Consider the following 17,594-nt stretch of genomic DNA (forward strand, 5'->3'; position numbering starts at 1 on the left):
ATGAAATTAATTAAAAATAGCGTGTTTAATACCTTTCCAGCGTAATTTTCTAATAAATCGACCTTCTTCAATTGTAACTAAAGGTTCTTTTTTTTCTTTTTTAGCTTTAAAATAGCCTTTTAAATCATTTTGCAATATCAAAATATTACTTTGTTTTATGCTTTTCTTTAAGGAAGCAATAACTGTAATTACAATACCATATCTCATTTTGTAAAAGGCTTCACCTTGTAGTAATGCGCTTTTTTTAGAATAAGATTGTCCAGTTGGTTTTAAATGTTTTACATGTAAAGTTTGGTCTGTTTTAATATCCCATCCATAATATTTAGCTAATAAAATATCTACTGTATCCCAGCCGATACTTGATTTTAAACCGCCAATATCCTTAAAGCATTTTTTTCTATAAGCTTTAAATGGACCACGAACATGATGCTTTGAAGCAATATTTTCGTAAACCCATTCTTTATTGTTTTTAATATATGCTAAACCTCCAGCAATACCTACTTTGGGATTTTTTTTAAATATTTTAACTATAGTTTCTAAATAGTTTTTAGGAAGAATAATATCTGCATCAAATTTGCAAATAATATCATAATCCTCATCTAAAGTATTATAACCTTTATAAAAAGCTTGCACCACTTTACTGCCAGGAATATGTGCTTTTGAAGATAGAATAGATAGGCTTTCTATCCAATTATAGTTTTTCGAAAATTTATTAATTTCTTGTTGAGTATTGTCTGTAGAATTGTCGTTCACAACAACTACTTTTTTGGGTAAAAGTGTTTGCTGTGTTAAAGAGTTAAGCATTAAGGAAATATAGTCTCCTTCATTATGTGCAGGAATAACAATGTAAATATTCAACTTTAAGTATAATTAAATTATTCTAAATTCAAATTTGCGAAAATTTAATGAGACTACTCAATTTTGCATATTTTAATACAATAAATTTTGTGTAAAACGAATTTATAGGATTGTTGTTTATAGCAATAATAGTTAATGCTTTACCTTTTCTGCATAAACAATATAATAGCGATTAGTAAAGTAGCGTAATAAAGGTCTAAAACCTATTTTTTTGGTTGGGTTAGTCCATTTTTGACTATCTACAATTTTCCAACCTGTTTTTTCTAAAAGCCAATCAAATTGCCAATCTTCAAACTCGTGGTAATGTCTGTCCCATTTATCGGTTTTACTTCTGTATGCTGAAGAAAACCATAAGCGCATAGGAATACTTGCCACTAATTTATCTGCTTTAATAGATTTTAAAATAGTATAAGGCGATAATAAATGTTCAAAAATTTCAAAAGCTGTTACAACTGTAGCTTCAGAGTTTTCTATAGCTTCTGTGTTTTCGTCTAAATCTTCGCCAGAAGTATTTTTTACTGAAAAACCGCCGTTTTTCATGACTTTAGTAAATGGATTTTCAACGCCTAAATCTAATATACTTTCATTTTTAGAAATATGTTTTTCTAAAAATTTATAGGTGAGTTTATATCTTTTGTGTGGAAATTTACCTTCGTACATTATTGCTTTCTAAAAATGAGAGTTTTATTTAATACTTGTATACTATAGCGTTAATATTCATTCCAGCTCCAACACTAGCAAATAAAATAATATCACCTTTATTAATTTCTTGGTTTTCTAATTCACCTTTTAAAATTAAATCATACAAAGTAGGTACAGTTGCAACGCTAGAATTTCCAAGAGTATTAATAATCATTGGCATGATACCTTCGGGCATTTCGGTTTTATAAAGCTTATAAAAACGTTTAACAATGGCTTCGTCCATTTTTTCGTTGGCTTGATGTATTAATATTTTTTTTACATCGCTTATTGAATACCCACTTTTGTCTAAACATGCTTTTAAAGCTAAAGGTACGTTTGTTAGTGCAAACTCATAAATTTTTCGACCATACATTTTAATATATCGTCTTTGGCTTGTGTTTTCTGGATTGTTAGTTTCTCCAAAATATATAAAATGAGCTTCGTCTAAAGCAAAAGTTGCGGTTTCATGTGTTACAATGCCACCATCTTCATTTGTTTCTTCAACAATTACTGCACCTGCACCATCACTATATATCATAGAATCTCTATCGTGTTTATCTACAACACGAGATAGTGTTTCGGCTCCAATTACTAGACATCTTTTTGCAATTCCTGCTTTTATAAAAGCATTAGCTTGAATAACACCTTCAATCCAACCGGGACAACCAAAAAGCAAATCGTATCCAACGCATTTTGGGTTTTTAATTTGAAGTAAATGTTTAACTCGAGAAGCTATACTTGGTACGGTGTCGCTTTGTTCTGTATTATATTTTACATCACCATAATTATGAGCTACAATAATATAATCTAAAGTTTCTTTGTCGATTTTTGCATCGGCAATAGCAAGTTCGGCAGCATAAAAAGCAATATCAGAATTTAATAATTCGTTTTTTATATATCGTCTTTCTTGTATTCCTGTTATGGCTTTAAACTTGTCTACAATAATTTCATTAGAGCTATTTATTTTAGAGCCATCTGCATTTAAAAATTCATGATTGTAAAAATCTTCGTTTTTTTCAACAGTGCTAGGAATAAAACTGCCAGTTCCAGTAATTTTAATATTCATATAAAAAGGAAATTGCCTTTAGTTAAGTTACTTTGCTAATATAAGCAACGAAAACTAAAGGCAATTTATTTGTTATAATATTTTACGATGTTCAGATCGATATTATGAATCCATATAATCCTCAATAGGTGCACAAGAGCATATTAAATTTCTGTCTCCAAAGGCGTCATCTACTCTACGAACACTTGGCCAAAACTTTGTGTCTTTAACGTAGTCTAGAGGAAAAGCAGCTTTTTCACGAGAATAAGGTAAAGTCCATTCGTCGCTAGTTACCATTGCCATAGTGTGTGGTGCATTTTTTAATGGATTATTATGGTCATCTTTATTTGCTTCATCAATTTCTTTTCTAATAGAAATCATCGCGTCGCAAAAACGATCCATTTCTGCTTTACTTTCACTTTCTGTAGGCTCAATCATCATGGTTCCTGCTACAGGAAAAGAAACTGTTGGTGCATGAAATCCATAATCCATCAAACGTTTTGCTATGTCTACAACTTCAATGCCTTTAGCTTTAAAATCACGACAATCAATAATCATCTCATGCGCAGCTCTACCTTTTTCACCAGAATATAATGTTGGGTAGTGGTCTTTTAATCGTTCCTTTATGTAGTTAGCATTTAAAATTGCTATTTCAGTAGCTTTTTTAAGACCTCTATAGCCTAACATTTTAATGTAGCCATAAGAAATTAAACAAGCTAAAGCAGAACCGTAAGGCGCTGCAGAAATAGCAGAAATAGATTGGTGTCCACCAGTTTTTATAATTGGATTTCCTGGTAAAAATGGTACTAATTGCTCTGCAACACAAATTGGTCCAACTCCAGGTCCACCACCTCCATGAGGAATGGCGAATGTTTTGTGTAAATTTAAATGACAAACATCTGCACCAATATTTCCAGGATTTGTTAAACCAACTTGAGCATTCATATTGGCACCATCCATATAAACTTGTCCACCATTATCGTGAATAATTTTAGTGATATCTTTTATTGCAGATTCGTAAACACCATGTGTTGAAGGATAAGTTACCATTAATGCAGATAAATTATCTTTATGTAATTCTGCTTTTTCACGTAAATCGTCAACATCAATATTACCTTCTTCTGTAGATTTTGTAACAACCACTTTCATTCCTGCCATAACAGCACTAGCAGGATTTGTTCCGTGTGCAGATGATGGAATTAAGCAAATATTTCTATGATGATCTCCACGAGATTCGTGATATGCTTTAATAACCATTAAACCAGCAAATTCACCTTGAGCACCAGAGTTTGGTTGTAAAGATGTAGCGGCAAAACCAGTAATTTCAGTTAATTGGTTTTCTAAAGCATTTAATACTAATTTGTAACCAATTGGTTGGTTTACAGGTACAAATGGATGTATGCTTCCCCAATTTGTAGAACTTAAAGGTAGCATTTCTGCAGCTGCATTTAATTTCATTGTACAAGATCCTAAAGAAATCATAGAGTGATTTAATGCTAAATCTTTACGTTCTAAAGTTTTTATGTAGCGCATTATTTCGGTTTCAGAATGGTAAGTGTTAAACACTTCTGCTGTTAAAAATTCTGATTGACGCTTTAAATGCTTAGGTATTGTTGTGTTAGTTGAGATAGTTTCTATTCTATCTGTTGTGTTTTCTGTAACGCTTTCAAAAATCTCAATAATTTCATTTAAATCTGAAATAGAGGTTGTTTCGTTTATAGAAATTGTAACTGTATTGGTATCTGGATAATGAAAATTTACTTCTCTTTTTTCGGCTTCATACTTTGTTTTAACCGCGTCTGCTTTTATCTGGATAGTATCGAAATAATGAGAATTTACTTGTTCTAATTCTAATTTTTCTAAAGCATTAACTAAAGTAGAAGCAGAGTTTTTAATATTATCTGCTATAAAAGTTAGTCCTTTTGGTCCATGATAAACAGCATACATTCCTGCCATAACGGCTAAAAGTACTTGTGCTGTACAAATATTAGAAGTTGCTTTGTCGCGTTTTATGTGTTGCTCGCGAGTTTGTAAAGCCATACGTAAGGCTCTATTGTTGTTAACATCTTTTGTTACACCAATAATACGACCAGGAACATCACGTTTGTACGCTTCTTTTGTTGCAAAATATGCTGCGTGAGGCCCGCCGTAACCCATAGGGATTCCAAAACGTTGTGTTGTACCAACTACAACATCTGCGCCAAATTTTCCTGGAGCTTCTAGTTTTACAAGACTTAAAATATCTGCCGCTACTGCAACTTTTATATTTTCGGCATTAGCTTTTTCAATAAAAGATTTTATATCTGTTATTTGTCCGTTTTTACCTGGGTATTGTAATAATGCACCAAAATATTCATTAGATAAATTATATTCTGCCTCGTTACCTATAATTAATTCTATACCTATAGGTTTTGCTCTAGTTTCTAGTAAATCTATGGTTTGAGGTAATACTAGGTCTGATACAAAAAACTTATTAACCTTATTCTTTTTTTGAGAACGGTCTCTAACTGCAAATAGCATGCTCATTGCTTCTGCTGCGGCTGTACTTTCGTCTAAAAGTGATGCGTTAGCAATTTCCATACCTGTTAAATCAATAACCATGGTTTGGAAATTTAATAAGGCCTCTAAACGACCTTGAGCAATCTCTGCTTGATAAGGTGTATAAGCTGTATACCAACCTGGATTTTCTAAAATGTTACGCTGTATTACAGCAGGTAAAATAGTTGGATGATAACCTAAACCAATATAAGTTTTGTAAATTTTATTAAGTTTAGAAAGTTCATTTATATGTGATGAATAATCAAATTCGCCCATTGCAGCATCTAAATCTAAATCTTCTTTTAAACGAATATCGTCTGGAATAGTTTCGTAAATAAGCTGCTCTAAACTATCAACACCAATGGCATCAAGCATTAGTTTTTGATCGTCTTCTCTTGGTCCAATGTGGCGCAATGCGAAAGAATGTGTGTTCATGTAGTTGTGTGTAAATTTTGTTTTGCAAAAATACTGAAAACTTAAAGTAATTTTTCTCTAAAAATTGAAAGTTTTTAACCAAATTCTATGGTTATGAACAGTTTGATTAACTTTGTATAATGCGAATACTAAAACAGTTTTTCGATTTTTACTTAAATAGTAGCATTCACGTTGCTTTAGCTGTGTGTTCGTTAAGCTGGATTGTGTTAATAAAGCATGATGTTTTCTATAACGAAAAGGTCTTGCTTTTTACATTTTTTGCAACCATTACAGGTTATAACTTTGTAAAGTATTTTGGTATTGCAAAATTTCACCATCGTAGTTTAACTAATGCTTTAAAAGTTATTCAAATATTCTCATTTTTTTGCTTTCTGTTATTGTGTTATTATGCTTTGCAATTGCAGATAAAAACATTAATTTTTATTGTTGTTTTTGGGATTATAACTTTTTTATACGCCATTCCGTTTATACCAAAAAAAATGTATTTAGATCACCAGCAAAATTTAAGAGATGTAAGTGGTTTAAAAGTTTATGTTATAGCTTTGGTTTGGGCTGGAGTAACAGTGTTTTTGCCATTGATTGAAGCTAATATTAGTTTTAATGCAGATGTTTATTTTTTAGCATTTCAGCATTTTATTTTTGTAATTGTTTTAATGTTACCTTTTGAGATTAGGGATTTAAAATTTGACAGCTTAAAGTTAGCTACAATCCCTCAAAAAATAGGAGTCAAGCAAACAAAAATAATAGGTTTAGTATTGTTGATAATATTTTTTTTTACTGAATTTTTTAAAGATGAATTGTCTCAAAATGAAATTATTTCTACTCTATTAGTAGCAGTTATAACTGCGTTTTTTTTAATATTAACAAATAAAAAAAAGAGCTATTATTATAGCTCTTTTTGGGTTGAAAGTATTCCAATTATATGGTTACTAATTATTATGCTTCATTAACTCTTTTTCAAAAGTAGATTGTAGTTTAGATTTTTCGTTTGTGTTTAATTTTACAGGTTTTTGACGCACAAGTTTTGTTAGTTTGGCGTTATTTCTTGAATATTTTCTACAAGCTGCACAAAAAATTAAGTGAAGATTTAATTTTATTTTTTCTAAAAAAGTAGCTTCTTTATACTGCGACTTATCGCAAGTATGGTTTGCTTCTTCACAACTTAAAAATAATTTATTACTCATTTTAAAACCAATTTTTTTCAAGACAACCAGCCATTGCAGTTCTTGCTCTATGGATGATTACCCATAGATTAGACGCAGTAATATTTAATTCATTACAAATAGCTTCGGTATCATAATTTAATATCGTTTTCATTTCGAAAACTTGAGCTTGTTTTGTTGGTAATTTTTCTAAACAGTTATTTATAGCAACACCTAATTCTGTATTTTCGATAGAGTCTTCGGCTGTTTTATCAAAAGGATCTGCTACGCGTTCTTGTAACCAATCACCTTCAGTCTCTGTATCGTTATTGTAGGTCATTCTAACTTCGGCTTTGCCTTTATTAGAATTTATTTTACGATAGTAATCTATAATTTTTCTTTTTAAAATTGAAATTAGCCAAGTACGCTCACTTGCTTCGCCTTTAAAATTTTTCATAGATTTTAATCCGGCCAAAAATGTTTCGGATACTAAATCTTGAGCCATATCTCTATCGCTTACTCGAGAAACTGTATAGTTAAATAAGTAATCACTATATAAAGTAATCCATTGATTTGGATCTATTTTGTGATTTGGCATTAGTTAGAATTTTTTTCAAAAGTAAATAAAAATAATTTTAATTAACTATTTAAAAAATATCATTAAAAATATTGTACTAAAATAAAGCCAAAGAATAGAGAATATTATATGTACTATGGTTTCGAACGTTTTGCTTTTCCATAATTTAACAGAATACACAAAAAATTGAATAAAAGCTCTAATGCTCCAAAAAACTCCAAAACCTAAAGCAAGCTTGTTGCCTAGTTTTGTTTCAATTATTTCTACTCCAGATGTGAAGCATAGTAATCCCATTAAAAAAACGGTTAGTGCTATAAAAAATGTATGGACTGTTACCATTTGTCTATTTATTAGACTTAGTGGTTTTAGTTCTACTTTCCAATTAAAATATCTTGGAAATATGATATGAACTAGCGCTAGTGCAATTAAAATTAAACCTATTATTTTTAAATGAAGTACCATAAAATTAATTATTAAAAGAAAAAACAGACATAAATGGTGTAAACTTATGTTCTAAAATAGTATTAAAACCGGCTTTTTTAATTACGTTAATCCATGTTTTTTTTGAGAAGAAATGGGTAAAGCCAATAGAGAATGCAAAAAAGTTAGGTATGTCTCTTAAATGCTCGACAATTATAATTTTTCCGTTTGTTTTGCAAACACGATCACATTCTTTTAAAAATTGAATTTTTTCTAGATTACTTCTAATTTCATGAGCGGCAGAAAGTAAAAATATAACATCTACACAATTATCTTTTAGTGGAATTTTAGTAGTGCTTATTTGTTTTGTGTTTGGGTATTGGTTTGTAACTTTTCGGGCTCTTACGATAGCAGGTTCTGTGTGATTGTTAGAATTATAAAAATCATAAACCTGAAGCTTTGAAAGTGGAAATTTTTCTTTTATTGAAAAACTTGTTTCGTCAAAACCAGCATTAATATTTAATATCAATTGATTTTTACTGTCTTTTAAATTATATTTTTTTAACCAATTAAAATTATAATATCCAGAATAGTCGTAAACGTAAGCCGATATTATAAGTGGCATTAATAAACCATATAAAAATGCTAGCATTATAATTTTTAAAATTAGCAACGGCCAGTTAAAGTATAAAAATAATGTGGTTATTAAAGTTAAAGCTAATAAGCCATAAATGTAGAAATGTCTATTAAAGCTTAAAATGTTTAATACGCCTTGAAATTTTTTTCTTTTTAGTTCCATAATTCTATTTTTCCTTTTTTCCAGTAATATGGTATGTTTTCTATAATAAAAGCATTTGCTAATACATGATTTTTTAAGTTTAAACTTTTTAAAAAGTCTATATTATAATGGTCTATTTTAATTGGTTTAGGCTTCCAGTTTTGTCTTACGCCTTCAATAATTAATACTTCTTTTGTTTGTTTGTTATAAGTGAAAGTAAACGGTAATGGTCCGGCAAAACGTCTGGCTTCTTTCCAGTTTAGAAAAGGTGAATTGTTTGGAAGTGAAACAGTTTCAACAGTTTTATTTATAGAGATGTTGAATTTTGACTTATTCGATTTTATTTCAGTTTTATTTTTTGAAATAATTTGTTTTATATCTGTAGTAGTATAGTTATAATGTGTAAAAATATTACCCATAAAAGCCATTTTAGTTTTGTCTGTTTCAGATTTTAAAATGTATAAACCACGTAAGCGTTTTCCTTTTTTATTGGTGTAACGAACAAATATGCGATAACCGATTAAGAAAAAATCGTTACCTAAAGATTTAGGAAATCCTTTTGGTCTTAAATCTTTAGTTTGCACCATTGCAGCAGCAACAAAAGCCCATTTGTTATTAAAAGTATCTAATGATAAACATTTTGGGATTAAATTTTCTAATTGCTCTTTTGGTACAGCAAAAGTTAATACTGTTGAGCTTTCAAAAAATGCTTCTACAGCAAATGGATGATTTTTTAGTGATTTAAACATTGTCTTTTATTAAATTAAAATGAAAGCTATTGTAATAGATTAATGAGCAAAATAGTAAGGCAAATACAATATTAAAATTGTGCCATAAAAGTAAATTTGAAGCTTTAAGTAGTTCTAGGCTATTCATGGTTAATATTATTACAATTTGAGTTATTGCATTACACTTTTGCTTGTAGCGACTTAAAATCCAAACTGCCATAAAAACTTCTAAAACTCCAATGATTATAATTAATGCTCTAGAGTGTGCAGTGTTTAAAACCTTTGCAACTATAGCTTCATGTCTTGGTACTTGATTTAAAATTTTGCAGTACAAACCGTTAACGAGCCAAACTAATGCTATAAAAAATGTAATTGTATTATTTAGTTTTTTGTTTTTCATACATATTAAACTTTCAGAAAAAATTGAAAGTTATATTTAAATTTTTTTATTTAAAGAATTTTATAACCGACTTAGTAATCCAGTTTTGCTTTTGGTTTACTAGCTTGTTTATTACGGCATCCATAGTTTCTGTTAGCTCATGTAATGCTTTTGTTTGTTTAATAAGTTCTTTGGTTTTTTCATTTCCATCATCTTTAATAGAGGAAACTTCGTCTAAAATTTTAATGACTGGTTGTATTTCGCGTCTGCTTCTTTCTTTAGCAACAATTCTGGCTAATTCTTGTACATCTTTTTCGGTAGTAAAAAACTCTTTGCGTTCTCCTGCAACAATTGTTTTACTTACAATTCCCCAATCAATTAATTGGCGTAAGTTCATAGATGTATTTCCACGAGAAATTTTAAGTTCGTCCATAATCTCTTCCATAGATAATGGTTTGGTAGAGATAAACAACAAGGCTTGAATTTGTGCCATGGCTTTGTTAATTCCCCAAAGAGAGCCTAAACTTCCCCAAGTGCTAATAAATTTGTCTTTTGCTTCTTGATATTGCATAGCACAAATATATAATAATTTTTAAACTTTCAATAATTTTTGAAAGTTTATCTTTTAAAAAAAAGACCAGCTAGAGTAGTTGGTCTTTTTTTATTTTAAATTATTTAATTAAACCAGCTCTTTTTAATAAAGCTTCTGGCTTTGGTTCTTGGCCTCTAAAGCGTTTGTATAAAGTCATTGGGTTTTCTGTTCCGCCTTGAGATAATACGTTGTCTTTAAATTTGGTTGCAATGTCTTTGTTAAAAATACCGTTTTGTTTAAAATAGTCGAAAGCGTCTGCGTCTAATACTTCTGCCCATTTATAACTGTAATAACCTGAGCTATAACCTCCTTGAAAAATGTGGGCAAAAGCTGTACTCATACAGTTTTCTGCTACATCTGGATATAATTTTGTGTCTTCAAAAGCTTTGTTTTCAAAAGTTTTTACATTTTTAACTTTTTCTAAAGATTCGCTACCATGCCATGCCATGTCTAATAATCCAAAACTAATTTGTCTTAGTGTTTGCATGCCTTCATGGAAAGTCGCTGACTCTTTAATTTTGTTTACTAAATCCATTGGTATAACTTCTCCAGTTTCATAATGTTTAGCAAACAACTCTAAAGCTTCTTTTTCGTAACACCAATTTTCCATAACTTGGCTTGGTAACTCTACAAAATCCCAATAGACACTAGTTCCAGATAAACTTGGGTAAACTGTATTGGCTAACATGCCATGTAGCGCGTGACCAAATTCATGAAATAGAGTAGTGACTTCGTTAAAAGTTAGTAATGAAGGTTTGCTTTTTGTTGGTTTAGTAAAATTACAAACTATAGATACATGAGGCCTTTCTTCATTACCATCTTTAACAAATTGTGGTTTGTAACTTGTCATCCAGGCACCATTTCTTTTTCCTTTTCTTGGAAAGAAATCGGCATAAAATAGAGACACTAATTCGCCATTAGCATTTGTTACTTTGTATGTTAATACATCTTCATGGTATTTGTCTACATCATTTATAATTTGAAAATGAAGTCCGAATAATTTTTTGGCAACTGTAAATGCACCATCAATAACATTTTCTAATTTAAAATATGGTTTAAGTTGCTCGTCATCTAAATTAAATAGTTTTTGTTTTAGTTTTTCGGCATAATAAGCAGCATCCCATTTTTGTAACTGCTCTATATTGTCTATTTCTTTTGCAAAATTTTCTAAACTCTTAAATTCGTTTTCTGCAGCAGGTTTAGCTTTAGAAAGTAAATCGTTTAAAAAAGCAAGTACTTTTTCTGGTGTTTGTGCCATGCGCTCTTCTAGAACAAAATTGGCATGCGTTTTATAACCCAAAATGTTTGCGCGTTTATAGCGTAGGTTTGCAATTTCTAAAACAATATTTTGGTTATCTAAATCATCGCCTTTAAATGCTTTGCTTCCAGCTGCTTTAGATAGCTTTTCTCTAAGTTCACGATTGTCTGCATAGGTCATAAAAGGTATATAACTTGGGTAATCTAGTGTAATAATATAGCCTTCTTTGTTTTTGCTTTCTGCAAGTTGTTTTGCAGCTTCTTTAGCGCCATCTGGTAGCCCAGAAACATCGCTCTCGTTAGTTAAATGAAGCTCGTATTTGTTGGTTTCGGCAAGTACATTTTCTCCAAACTTAAGTTTTAATTGTGCTAATTTTTTGTCTATATCTCGAAGTTTAATTTTATCGTCTTCGTTTAAATTGGCACCATTTCTAGAGAAGCTTTTGTATTTTTTATCTAATAGCGTGAGTTGTTCTGTTGTTAGGTTTAAACTTTCTTTTTGCTCATAAACAGCTTTTACGCGTTTAAATAAATCTTCATTTAAAGTTATATCATTTCCAAACTCTGTAAGTATTGGAGAAATTTCTTGTGCTATTTTTTGAATTTCATCATTTGTTTCGGCAGAATTTAAATTAAAAAAAATGCTAGTAACACGATCTAATTGCTGTCCTGAAAACTCTAGAGCTTCTATTGTGTTTTTAAAAGTTGGAGCTTCGGTATTACTTACTATAGCCTCGATTTCTTTTTGAGTGTCTTTAATAAGCTTTAAAATTGAAGGTTTGTAGTCTTCATTTTTAATTTTTGTGAATGGAGCAGAGTTGTATTTTGTCGAAAAATATGTTGTTAATGTGTTCATTTGTAATGTAATAGTTTAAATCTGTTATTTTTTTTGTAAAAAAAACATGTAAAAAATCGAAATTAGTTATAAATTTGCACCATATTTTTTCTAGAGAGCTGGTTACTCTCATTAAAATTATTGATTAATAGCGATGAAAAGCCTCAAATTATTTTGAGGCTTTTTTTTATGCCTACAAAATAGATTAGATCGCAATGCTTTTTGTCGGATATTTTTGCTTTTAATCGAATTTACAAATGTTTCTAATCTTATATAATTGAATAATATACAAAATTAGGAGTTTTGCTATAAGTTTTTTTGATGTGAGTACTTATACTCAGCATATAGAAAGATTAATAGCGATAAAAGCCCAGGAGACTGGGCTTTTTTATTTTCTTACTTTTTTACTGGCAATTTCTACCTTAAGTTTTAATTCTTCTTTATAGGCTATAATTTTATTTAATATGCTTTGGTCACTAGCTCCAATAATTTGAGCTGCTAATATTCCAGCATTTTTTGCTCCATTTAAAGCTACTGTTGCAACAGGAACGCCACCAGGCATTTGTAGTATTGATAGAATTGAATCCCAACCATCTATAGAGTTTCTACTCTTTACAGGAACTCCAATAACTGGTAATGGAGATAATGAAGCGACCATTCCTGGTAAATGTGCTGCTCCTCCAGCTCCAGCTACAATAGCTTTAATGCCACGTGTATGTGCATTTTTACTATAGTCGAATAATTTTTCTGGTGTTCTATGTGCAGAAACAATATCAACTTCTACTTCAATATTAAAATCTTTTAATATGTCTATTGCTTCTTGCATTATTGGAAGATCACTATCACTTCCCATAATTACGCCTACTTTACTCATAATTATTTACTTATTACTTTAATTGTGTTTTTTACTTTTTCAGCAATTTGTCTTGCAACATTTAAGTCTTTATTTACAATGGTTACATGTCCCATTTTACGAAACGGTCTTGTTTGTTTCTTCCCATAGATATGTGGTGTAACGCCTTCCATTTTCATAATTTTGGCAATATTTTTATATACAACATCGCCAGTATAATTTTCGGCTCCAACTAAGTTTACCATTATACCACCAACTTTACTATCTGTTTTTCCTAATGGAAGATTTAAAATAGCACGAATATGTTGCTCAAATTGAGAGGTATAGCTAGCTTCAATAGTTTGGTGTCCAGAGTTGTGAGGTCTTGGTGCAACTTCGTTTATTAAAATTTCATCATCTTGAGTTTGAAACATTTCAACAGCTAATAAACCAACATGATTAAATGCTTTAGAGACTTTTAAAGCAACTTCTTGAGCTTTCTTTGCAATATCTTCAGGAATTCTGGCTGGGCAAATTACATATTCAACTTGATTTGCTTCTGGATGAAATTCCATTTCTACAACAGGATAGGTTTTAATTTCTCCGTCTGGATTTCTTGCAACAATTACCGCTAATTCGTTTTTAAAATCTATAAGTTCTTCTGCAATACACTCACCTTTAGGTAGGCCTTTTAAATCGTCCATACTGCGTACAACTTTTACGCCAGTACCATCGTAGCCAAATTGTGCACTTTTCCATACAAAAGGAAATTTTATTCCGCCATTTAAAATAGCATCTTCAATTTCTGAAGCATAAGCAAACCTAGAAAATTCTGAAGTTGGTAAATTACGGTCTAAATAAAATAATTTTTGTTTTGCCTTATTTTGAATAGTTCTTAAATTTTTAGAGCTAGGATATACTTTAACACCTTCACTTTCAAGTTTTTCTAGCGCATCTACATTAACGTTTTCAATCTCAAAAGTTAAAACATCTACTTGTTTTCCAAAGTTATAAACAGTATCAAAATCCATTAAATCTCCTTTAGAAAAAGCATTACATGCCATTTTAGAAGGCGCTTCATCACTTGGGTCTAAAACATAGGTTTGAATATCAAATTTTCTGGTATTATAAAGCATCATTTTCCCTAGCTGTCCACCGCCAAGGATGCCTAATTTAAATTCTGAAGAAAAATAGTTCATTGTGTTGTTACAAAAGTGGTAATCTTTTTAGTTAAAAATAATATCACAAAAATACATTTTATAATGCAAAAGACCTCTAATATTTTGGAGCAATAATCGTATTTCATGTAACAAATACGTATCTTTGCCACTTTTACAAAACTAATATAATGATTAAGTTACACGATAAATATTTTAAGCCTTTTATTTCTGCTAAGCAGATAGATGCGGCTGTTGCTAAAATGGCTAGTGAACTTGCGAAAGATTTAGGTGATGAGATTCCTGTTTTTGTTGGAGTTTTAAACGGTTCTTTTATGTTAGTTAGCGATTTTGTGAAAAAATATCCAAAAGCTTGTGAAGTCACTTTTATTAAATTGGCTTCTTATGAGGGAGTAAAATCTTCAGACGATATCCAACGTCTTATTGGTTTAACTCAAGATTTAACAAATAGAACCGTAGTAATACTTGAAGATATAATAGATTCAGGTAAAACGCTACACGAGATACATCGTATTTTTAAGAATGAAAATGTAAAGCAGTTATTAATTGCGACACTGTTCTATAAACCAGAAGCTTATAAAAAAGACTTTAAACTACATTACGTTGGTATAGAAATTCCTAATAAATTTATTGTTGGCTATGGCTTAGATTATGATGGATTAGGAAGAGATTTACCAGAAGTATATCAATTAAAAATAACACAACACATGACTAATTTAGTATTATTTGGTCCTCCTGGAGCAGGTAAAGGCACACAAGCTAATTTTTTAAAAGAGAAATATAATTTAGTACACATTTCTACAGGAGATGTATTTAGATTTAATATTAAAAACGAAACAGCTTTAGGTACTTTAGCAAAATCTTTTATGGATAAAGGAGAATTAGTGCCAGATCAAGTAACTATAGATATGTTAAATGCTGAGGTAGAAAAAAATGCCGGAGCTAATGGATTTATTTTTGATGGTTTTCCTAGAACTAATGCACAAGCCGAAGCTTTAGATAAATTAATGGAAAGCAAAGACTCGCAAATTAATGCCATGATTGCTTTAGAAGTTGAAGATGAGGTATTAGTAGAAAGACTTCTTGAACGCGGAAAATCTAGCGGAAGAAAAGATGATGCTAACGAAACTGTAATTAGAAATAGAATTAAAGAATATTATAAAAAAACAGCCATCTTAAAAGATTATTACACAGCTCAAGATAAATATTTTGGAGTAGATGGTTTTGGTGATATTAAAGATATTACTAAACGTTTATGTAATACAATTGATGCACTTTAATTCTTTAAAAAAAATATATTTTAATTAAAAAATATTTTCGCTTTAGCGAAAAGAAAAAATGACTGAAGGAAATTTTGTAGACTACGTTAAAATGCATGTTACCTCTGGAAAGGGAGGTCAAGGTTCTACGCACTTGCATCGCGAAAAATATTTAGCAAAAGGCGGACCAGATGGTGGAGATGGAGGACGTGGAGGACACGTAATTTTAAGAGGAAACTCTAATCTTTGGACATTAATACATTTAAAATTTAAAAGGCACATTCGTGCTGGACACGGAGGTAATGGAAGTAGTGGAAGAAGTACAGGAGCCGATGGAGAAGATATGTATGTAGAAGTGCCTCTTGGAACAGTTGTTCGTGATACCGAAACAAATGAAGTTCTTTTTGAAATTACAAAAGATGGAGAAGAGAAAATTGTAGCTCAAGGAGGAAAAGGAGGCCGTGGAAATTGGCATTTTAAAAGTTCTACAAACCAAACACCACGTTACGCGCAACCTGGGATTCCTATGGAGCAAAAGGATATTACTTTAGAACTTAAGTTGCTTGCAGATGTTGGACTAGTTGGGTTTCCAAATGCAGGAAAATCTACATTACTATCTGTAATAACTTCTGCTAAACCTAAAATTGCAGATTACGAGTTTACTACATTAAAACCTAATTTAGGTATTGTAAAACATCGTGATTTCCAAAGTTTTATAATGGCAGATATTCCTGGTATTATTGAAGGTGCAGCCGAAGGAAAAGGTCTTGGTTATTACTTTTTACGCCATATAGAGCGTAACTCTATTTTATTATTTTTAATTCCTGCAGATGCGCCAGATATTAAAAAGCAATATGATATTTTATTAGATGAGTTACGTCGTTATAATCCAGAAATGTTAGATAAAGATAGGTTTATTGCTATCTCGAAGTCTGATATGCTAGATGATGAATTGCAAGCCGAATTAAAAGTAGAATTAGATAACAATTTACCAATTCCTTATGTGTTTATTTCTAGTGTAGCACAACAAGGATTAATGGAACTTAAAGATTTGCTTTGGCAAGCACTTAATAACTAGTTTGTTTTAACTGTTTAAAAATAACATAAGAATATACAACAGGTATTATGGTTATAATTGTTGTTATAATTATAAAGCTTACCATGTTTGGTTTTGGTTCTAAAATAAAACCAAGAAGTATAACTAATAGGCCGCCAATAAACCAATATTTACCAGCTAGTTTATGTGTCTTTTTCCAAACAATATCGTTTTCTAAAGTCCATGGTGTGCGTATACCAATAAAGTAATTGGTCTTAATAGTTTTCATGTAATTTCCTAAAATAACGTAAAGTAAACCTATTAACATTATTATAATGTTTGGGTTTGTAAAAGATTGGCTTTTGGAACTGTATAAAATAAATAGCGCAAGTACCGACATGAAAAGCGTAAGAAGAAGTTTAATGTTATAGAATTTTTTACTAGTTGCTTCTATTTTTTGCTTTGGATCTATTTTAGGAACAAGGCTTAATATTACATAAATTAAAACAGGTAGTATAAAAGGAATAATGAGTAAAGTAGCTTTGCTTCCCCAACCATCAATTTCTCCATTTGCATTCCAGTGTATTGGAACTTGTTCTGGTAAAACATTCCATATAAATGCTAAATAGATAAAAGGAATTAAAATAATTAATATTATTGGTAGTTCTTTTTTTAGAGACATAATTTTATTTTTTTAAAGTAATTATCCATTGCAAAACATCTTCTAAAATACTTGTGTTAATAGAGTATTCAACAAATTGCCCTTTTTTTTCGCTGCTTACTAAATCGGCTCTTTTTAAAATATCTAAATGATGCGAAATACTAGGTTTAGAGATGTTAAAGGCATCTGCAATTTCGCCAGCAGTTCTGTCTTTTTCTTTTAATAATTCCAAAATTTGTCTTCTGGTATCATCGTTTAAAGCTTTAAATAAAAGATTCATTATTTAGGTATTTAGACAAATATCTAAATATTATTTTAATTATCAAAATAAGAATTGATTTCAAGATTTAAAAAATGGTCTTT

19 protein-coding genes are annotated in these 17,594 nt (G+C 30.3%); 3 read left to right on the top strand and 16 right to left on the bottom strand.

Going from position 1 to position 17,594, the window contains the following annotated elements:
- Positions 1-6 precede the first annotated feature (6 nt).
- The 4 genes from BWR22_RS03335 to gcvP form a co-directional block, all read right to left on the bottom strand.
- Positions 7-858, bottom strand: coding sequence for a glycosyltransferase (locus BWR22_RS03335; RefSeq protein ID WP_076732020.1), 852 nt, complete (start codon positions 856-858; stop codon positions 7-9).
- A 132-nt stretch (positions 859-990) separates the two neighbouring features.
- Positions 991-1,518: a methyltransferase gene (locus BWR22_RS03340; protein ID WP_076732021.1), complete on the bottom strand. Its 528-nt coding sequence runs from the start codon at positions 1,516-1,518 to the stop codon at positions 991-993.
- 28 nt (positions 1,519-1,546) lie between these two features.
- Entirely contained in the window at positions 1,547-2,605 is a 1,059-nt protein-coding gene (locus BWR22_RS03345; RefSeq protein WP_076732022.1) for a 3-oxoacyl-ACP synthase III family protein, read from the bottom strand.
- Positions 2,606-2,707: 102 nt separating this feature from the next.
- Positions 2,708-5,557, bottom strand: a complete 2,850-nt coding sequence (gcvP, locus tag BWR22_RS03350; protein WP_076732023.1) for an aminomethyl-transferring glycine dehydrogenase — start codon at positions 5,555-5,557, stop codon at positions 2,708-2,710.
- A gap of 119 nt (positions 5,558-5,676) precedes the next feature.
- Here gcvP and BWR22_RS03355 point away from each other — a divergent pair, with 119 nt between their 5' ends.
- Positions 5,677-6,507 carry a UbiA prenyltransferase family protein gene (locus BWR22_RS03355; RefSeq protein ID WP_076732024.1) on the top strand — a complete coding sequence of 277 codons (831 nt, stop codon included), beginning with the start codon at positions 5,677-5,679 and terminating at the stop codon, positions 6,505-6,507.
- Here BWR22_RS03355 and BWR22_RS03360 read toward each other — a convergent pair.
- The 10 genes from BWR22_RS03360 to BWR22_RS03405 form a co-directional block, all read right to left on the bottom strand.
- Positions 6,487-6,741 (bottom strand): glycine dehydrogenase, encoded by a 255-nt coding sequence (locus BWR22_RS03360; protein WP_076734354.1) that lies wholly within the window; start codon positions 6,739-6,741, stop codon positions 6,487-6,489. The two genes, BWR22_RS03355 and BWR22_RS03360, sit on opposite strands and share 21 nt — an antisense overlap.
- 1 nt (position 6,742) lies before the next feature.
- Entirely contained in the window at positions 6,743-7,297 is a 555-nt protein-coding gene (locus tag BWR22_RS03365; protein WP_076732025.1) for a sigma-70 family RNA polymerase sigma factor, read from the bottom strand.
- Between the two features lie 45 nt (positions 7,298-7,342).
- Positions 7,343-7,738, bottom strand: coding sequence for a hypothetical protein (locus BWR22_RS03370; RefSeq protein ID WP_076732026.1), 396 nt, complete (start codon positions 7,736-7,738; stop codon positions 7,343-7,345).
- Positions 7,739-7,742: 4 nt separating this feature from the next.
- Positions 7,743-8,495: a methyltransferase domain-containing protein gene (locus BWR22_RS03375; protein WP_076732027.1), complete on the bottom strand. Its 753-nt coding sequence runs from the start codon at positions 8,493-8,495 to the stop codon at positions 7,743-7,745.
- Positions 8,486-9,223 carry a DUF2071 domain-containing protein gene (locus tag BWR22_RS03380; protein WP_076732028.1) on the bottom strand — a complete coding sequence of 246 codons (738 nt, stop codon included), beginning with the start codon at positions 9,221-9,223 and terminating at the stop codon, positions 8,486-8,488. The genes BWR22_RS03375 and BWR22_RS03380 overlap by 10 nt, the downstream gene beginning before the upstream one ends.
- Positions 9,216-9,602 carry a DoxX-like family protein gene (locus BWR22_RS03385; protein ID WP_076732029.1) on the bottom strand — a complete coding sequence of 129 codons (387 nt, stop codon included), beginning with the start codon at positions 9,600-9,602 and terminating at the stop codon, positions 9,216-9,218. The genes BWR22_RS03380 and BWR22_RS03385 overlap by 8 nt, the downstream gene beginning before the upstream one ends.
- A 46-nt stretch (positions 9,603-9,648) precedes the next feature.
- A complete protein-coding gene (locus tag BWR22_RS03390; RefSeq protein ID WP_076732030.1) occupies positions 9,649-10,152 on the bottom strand; it encodes a GbsR/MarR family transcriptional regulator in 504 nt (167 codons plus the stop codon).
- A gap of 100 nt (positions 10,153-10,252) precedes the next feature.
- On the bottom strand, positions 10,253-12,286 hold the full coding sequence (locus BWR22_RS03395; RefSeq protein WP_076732031.1) for a M3 family metallopeptidase: 2,034 nt from the start codon (positions 12,284-12,286) through the stop codon (positions 10,253-10,255).
- A gap of 367 nt (positions 12,287-12,653) precedes the next feature.
- Positions 12,654-13,139 carry a 5-(carboxyamino)imidazole ribonucleotide mutase gene (gene purE / locus BWR22_RS03400; RefSeq protein ID WP_076732032.1) on the bottom strand — a complete coding sequence of 162 codons (486 nt, stop codon included), beginning with the start codon at positions 13,137-13,139 and terminating at the stop codon, positions 12,654-12,656.
- Positions 13,140-13,141: 2 nt separating this feature from the next.
- Positions 13,142-14,296, bottom strand: coding sequence for a 5-(carboxyamino)imidazole ribonucleotide synthase (locus BWR22_RS03405; RefSeq protein WP_076732033.1), 1,155 nt, complete (start codon positions 14,294-14,296; stop codon positions 13,142-13,144).
- Between the two features lie 149 nt (positions 14,297-14,445).
- Here BWR22_RS03405 and BWR22_RS03410 point away from each other — a divergent pair, with 149 nt between their 5' ends.
- Together BWR22_RS03410 and obgE are read left to right on the top strand one after the other, a co-directional pair.
- Positions 14,446-15,555, top strand: a complete 1,110-nt coding sequence (locus tag BWR22_RS03410) for an adenylate kinase (protein WP_076732034.1) — start codon at positions 14,446-14,448, stop codon at positions 15,553-15,555.
- A 58-nt stretch (positions 15,556-15,613) separates the two neighbouring features.
- Positions 15,614-16,612 (top strand): GTPase ObgE, encoded by a 999-nt coding sequence (gene obgE, locus BWR22_RS03415; RefSeq protein ID WP_076732035.1) that lies wholly within the window; start codon positions 15,614-15,616, stop codon positions 16,610-16,612.
- Here the strand turns inward: obgE and BWR22_RS03420 are convergent.
- Together BWR22_RS03420 and BWR22_RS03425 are read right to left on the bottom strand one after the other, a co-directional pair.
- A complete protein-coding gene (locus BWR22_RS03420; RefSeq protein ID WP_076732036.1) occupies positions 16,602-17,252 on the bottom strand; it encodes an SdpI family protein in 651 nt (216 codons plus the stop codon). The two genes, obgE and BWR22_RS03420, sit on opposite strands and share 11 nt — an antisense overlap.
- Positions 17,253-17,256: 4 nt before the next feature.
- Positions 17,257-17,511, bottom strand: coding sequence for an autorepressor SdpR family transcription factor (locus tag BWR22_RS03425; RefSeq protein WP_076732037.1), 255 nt, complete (start codon positions 17,509-17,511; stop codon positions 17,257-17,259).
- Positions 17,512-17,594: the final 83 nt, after the last annotated feature.

The sequence above is a fragment of the Lacinutrix venerupis genome, from assembly GCF_001971745.1.
In the GTDB taxonomy this organism is placed as follows: Bacteria; Bacteroidota; Bacteroidia; order Flavobacteriales; family Flavobacteriaceae; genus Lacinutrix; species Lacinutrix venerupis.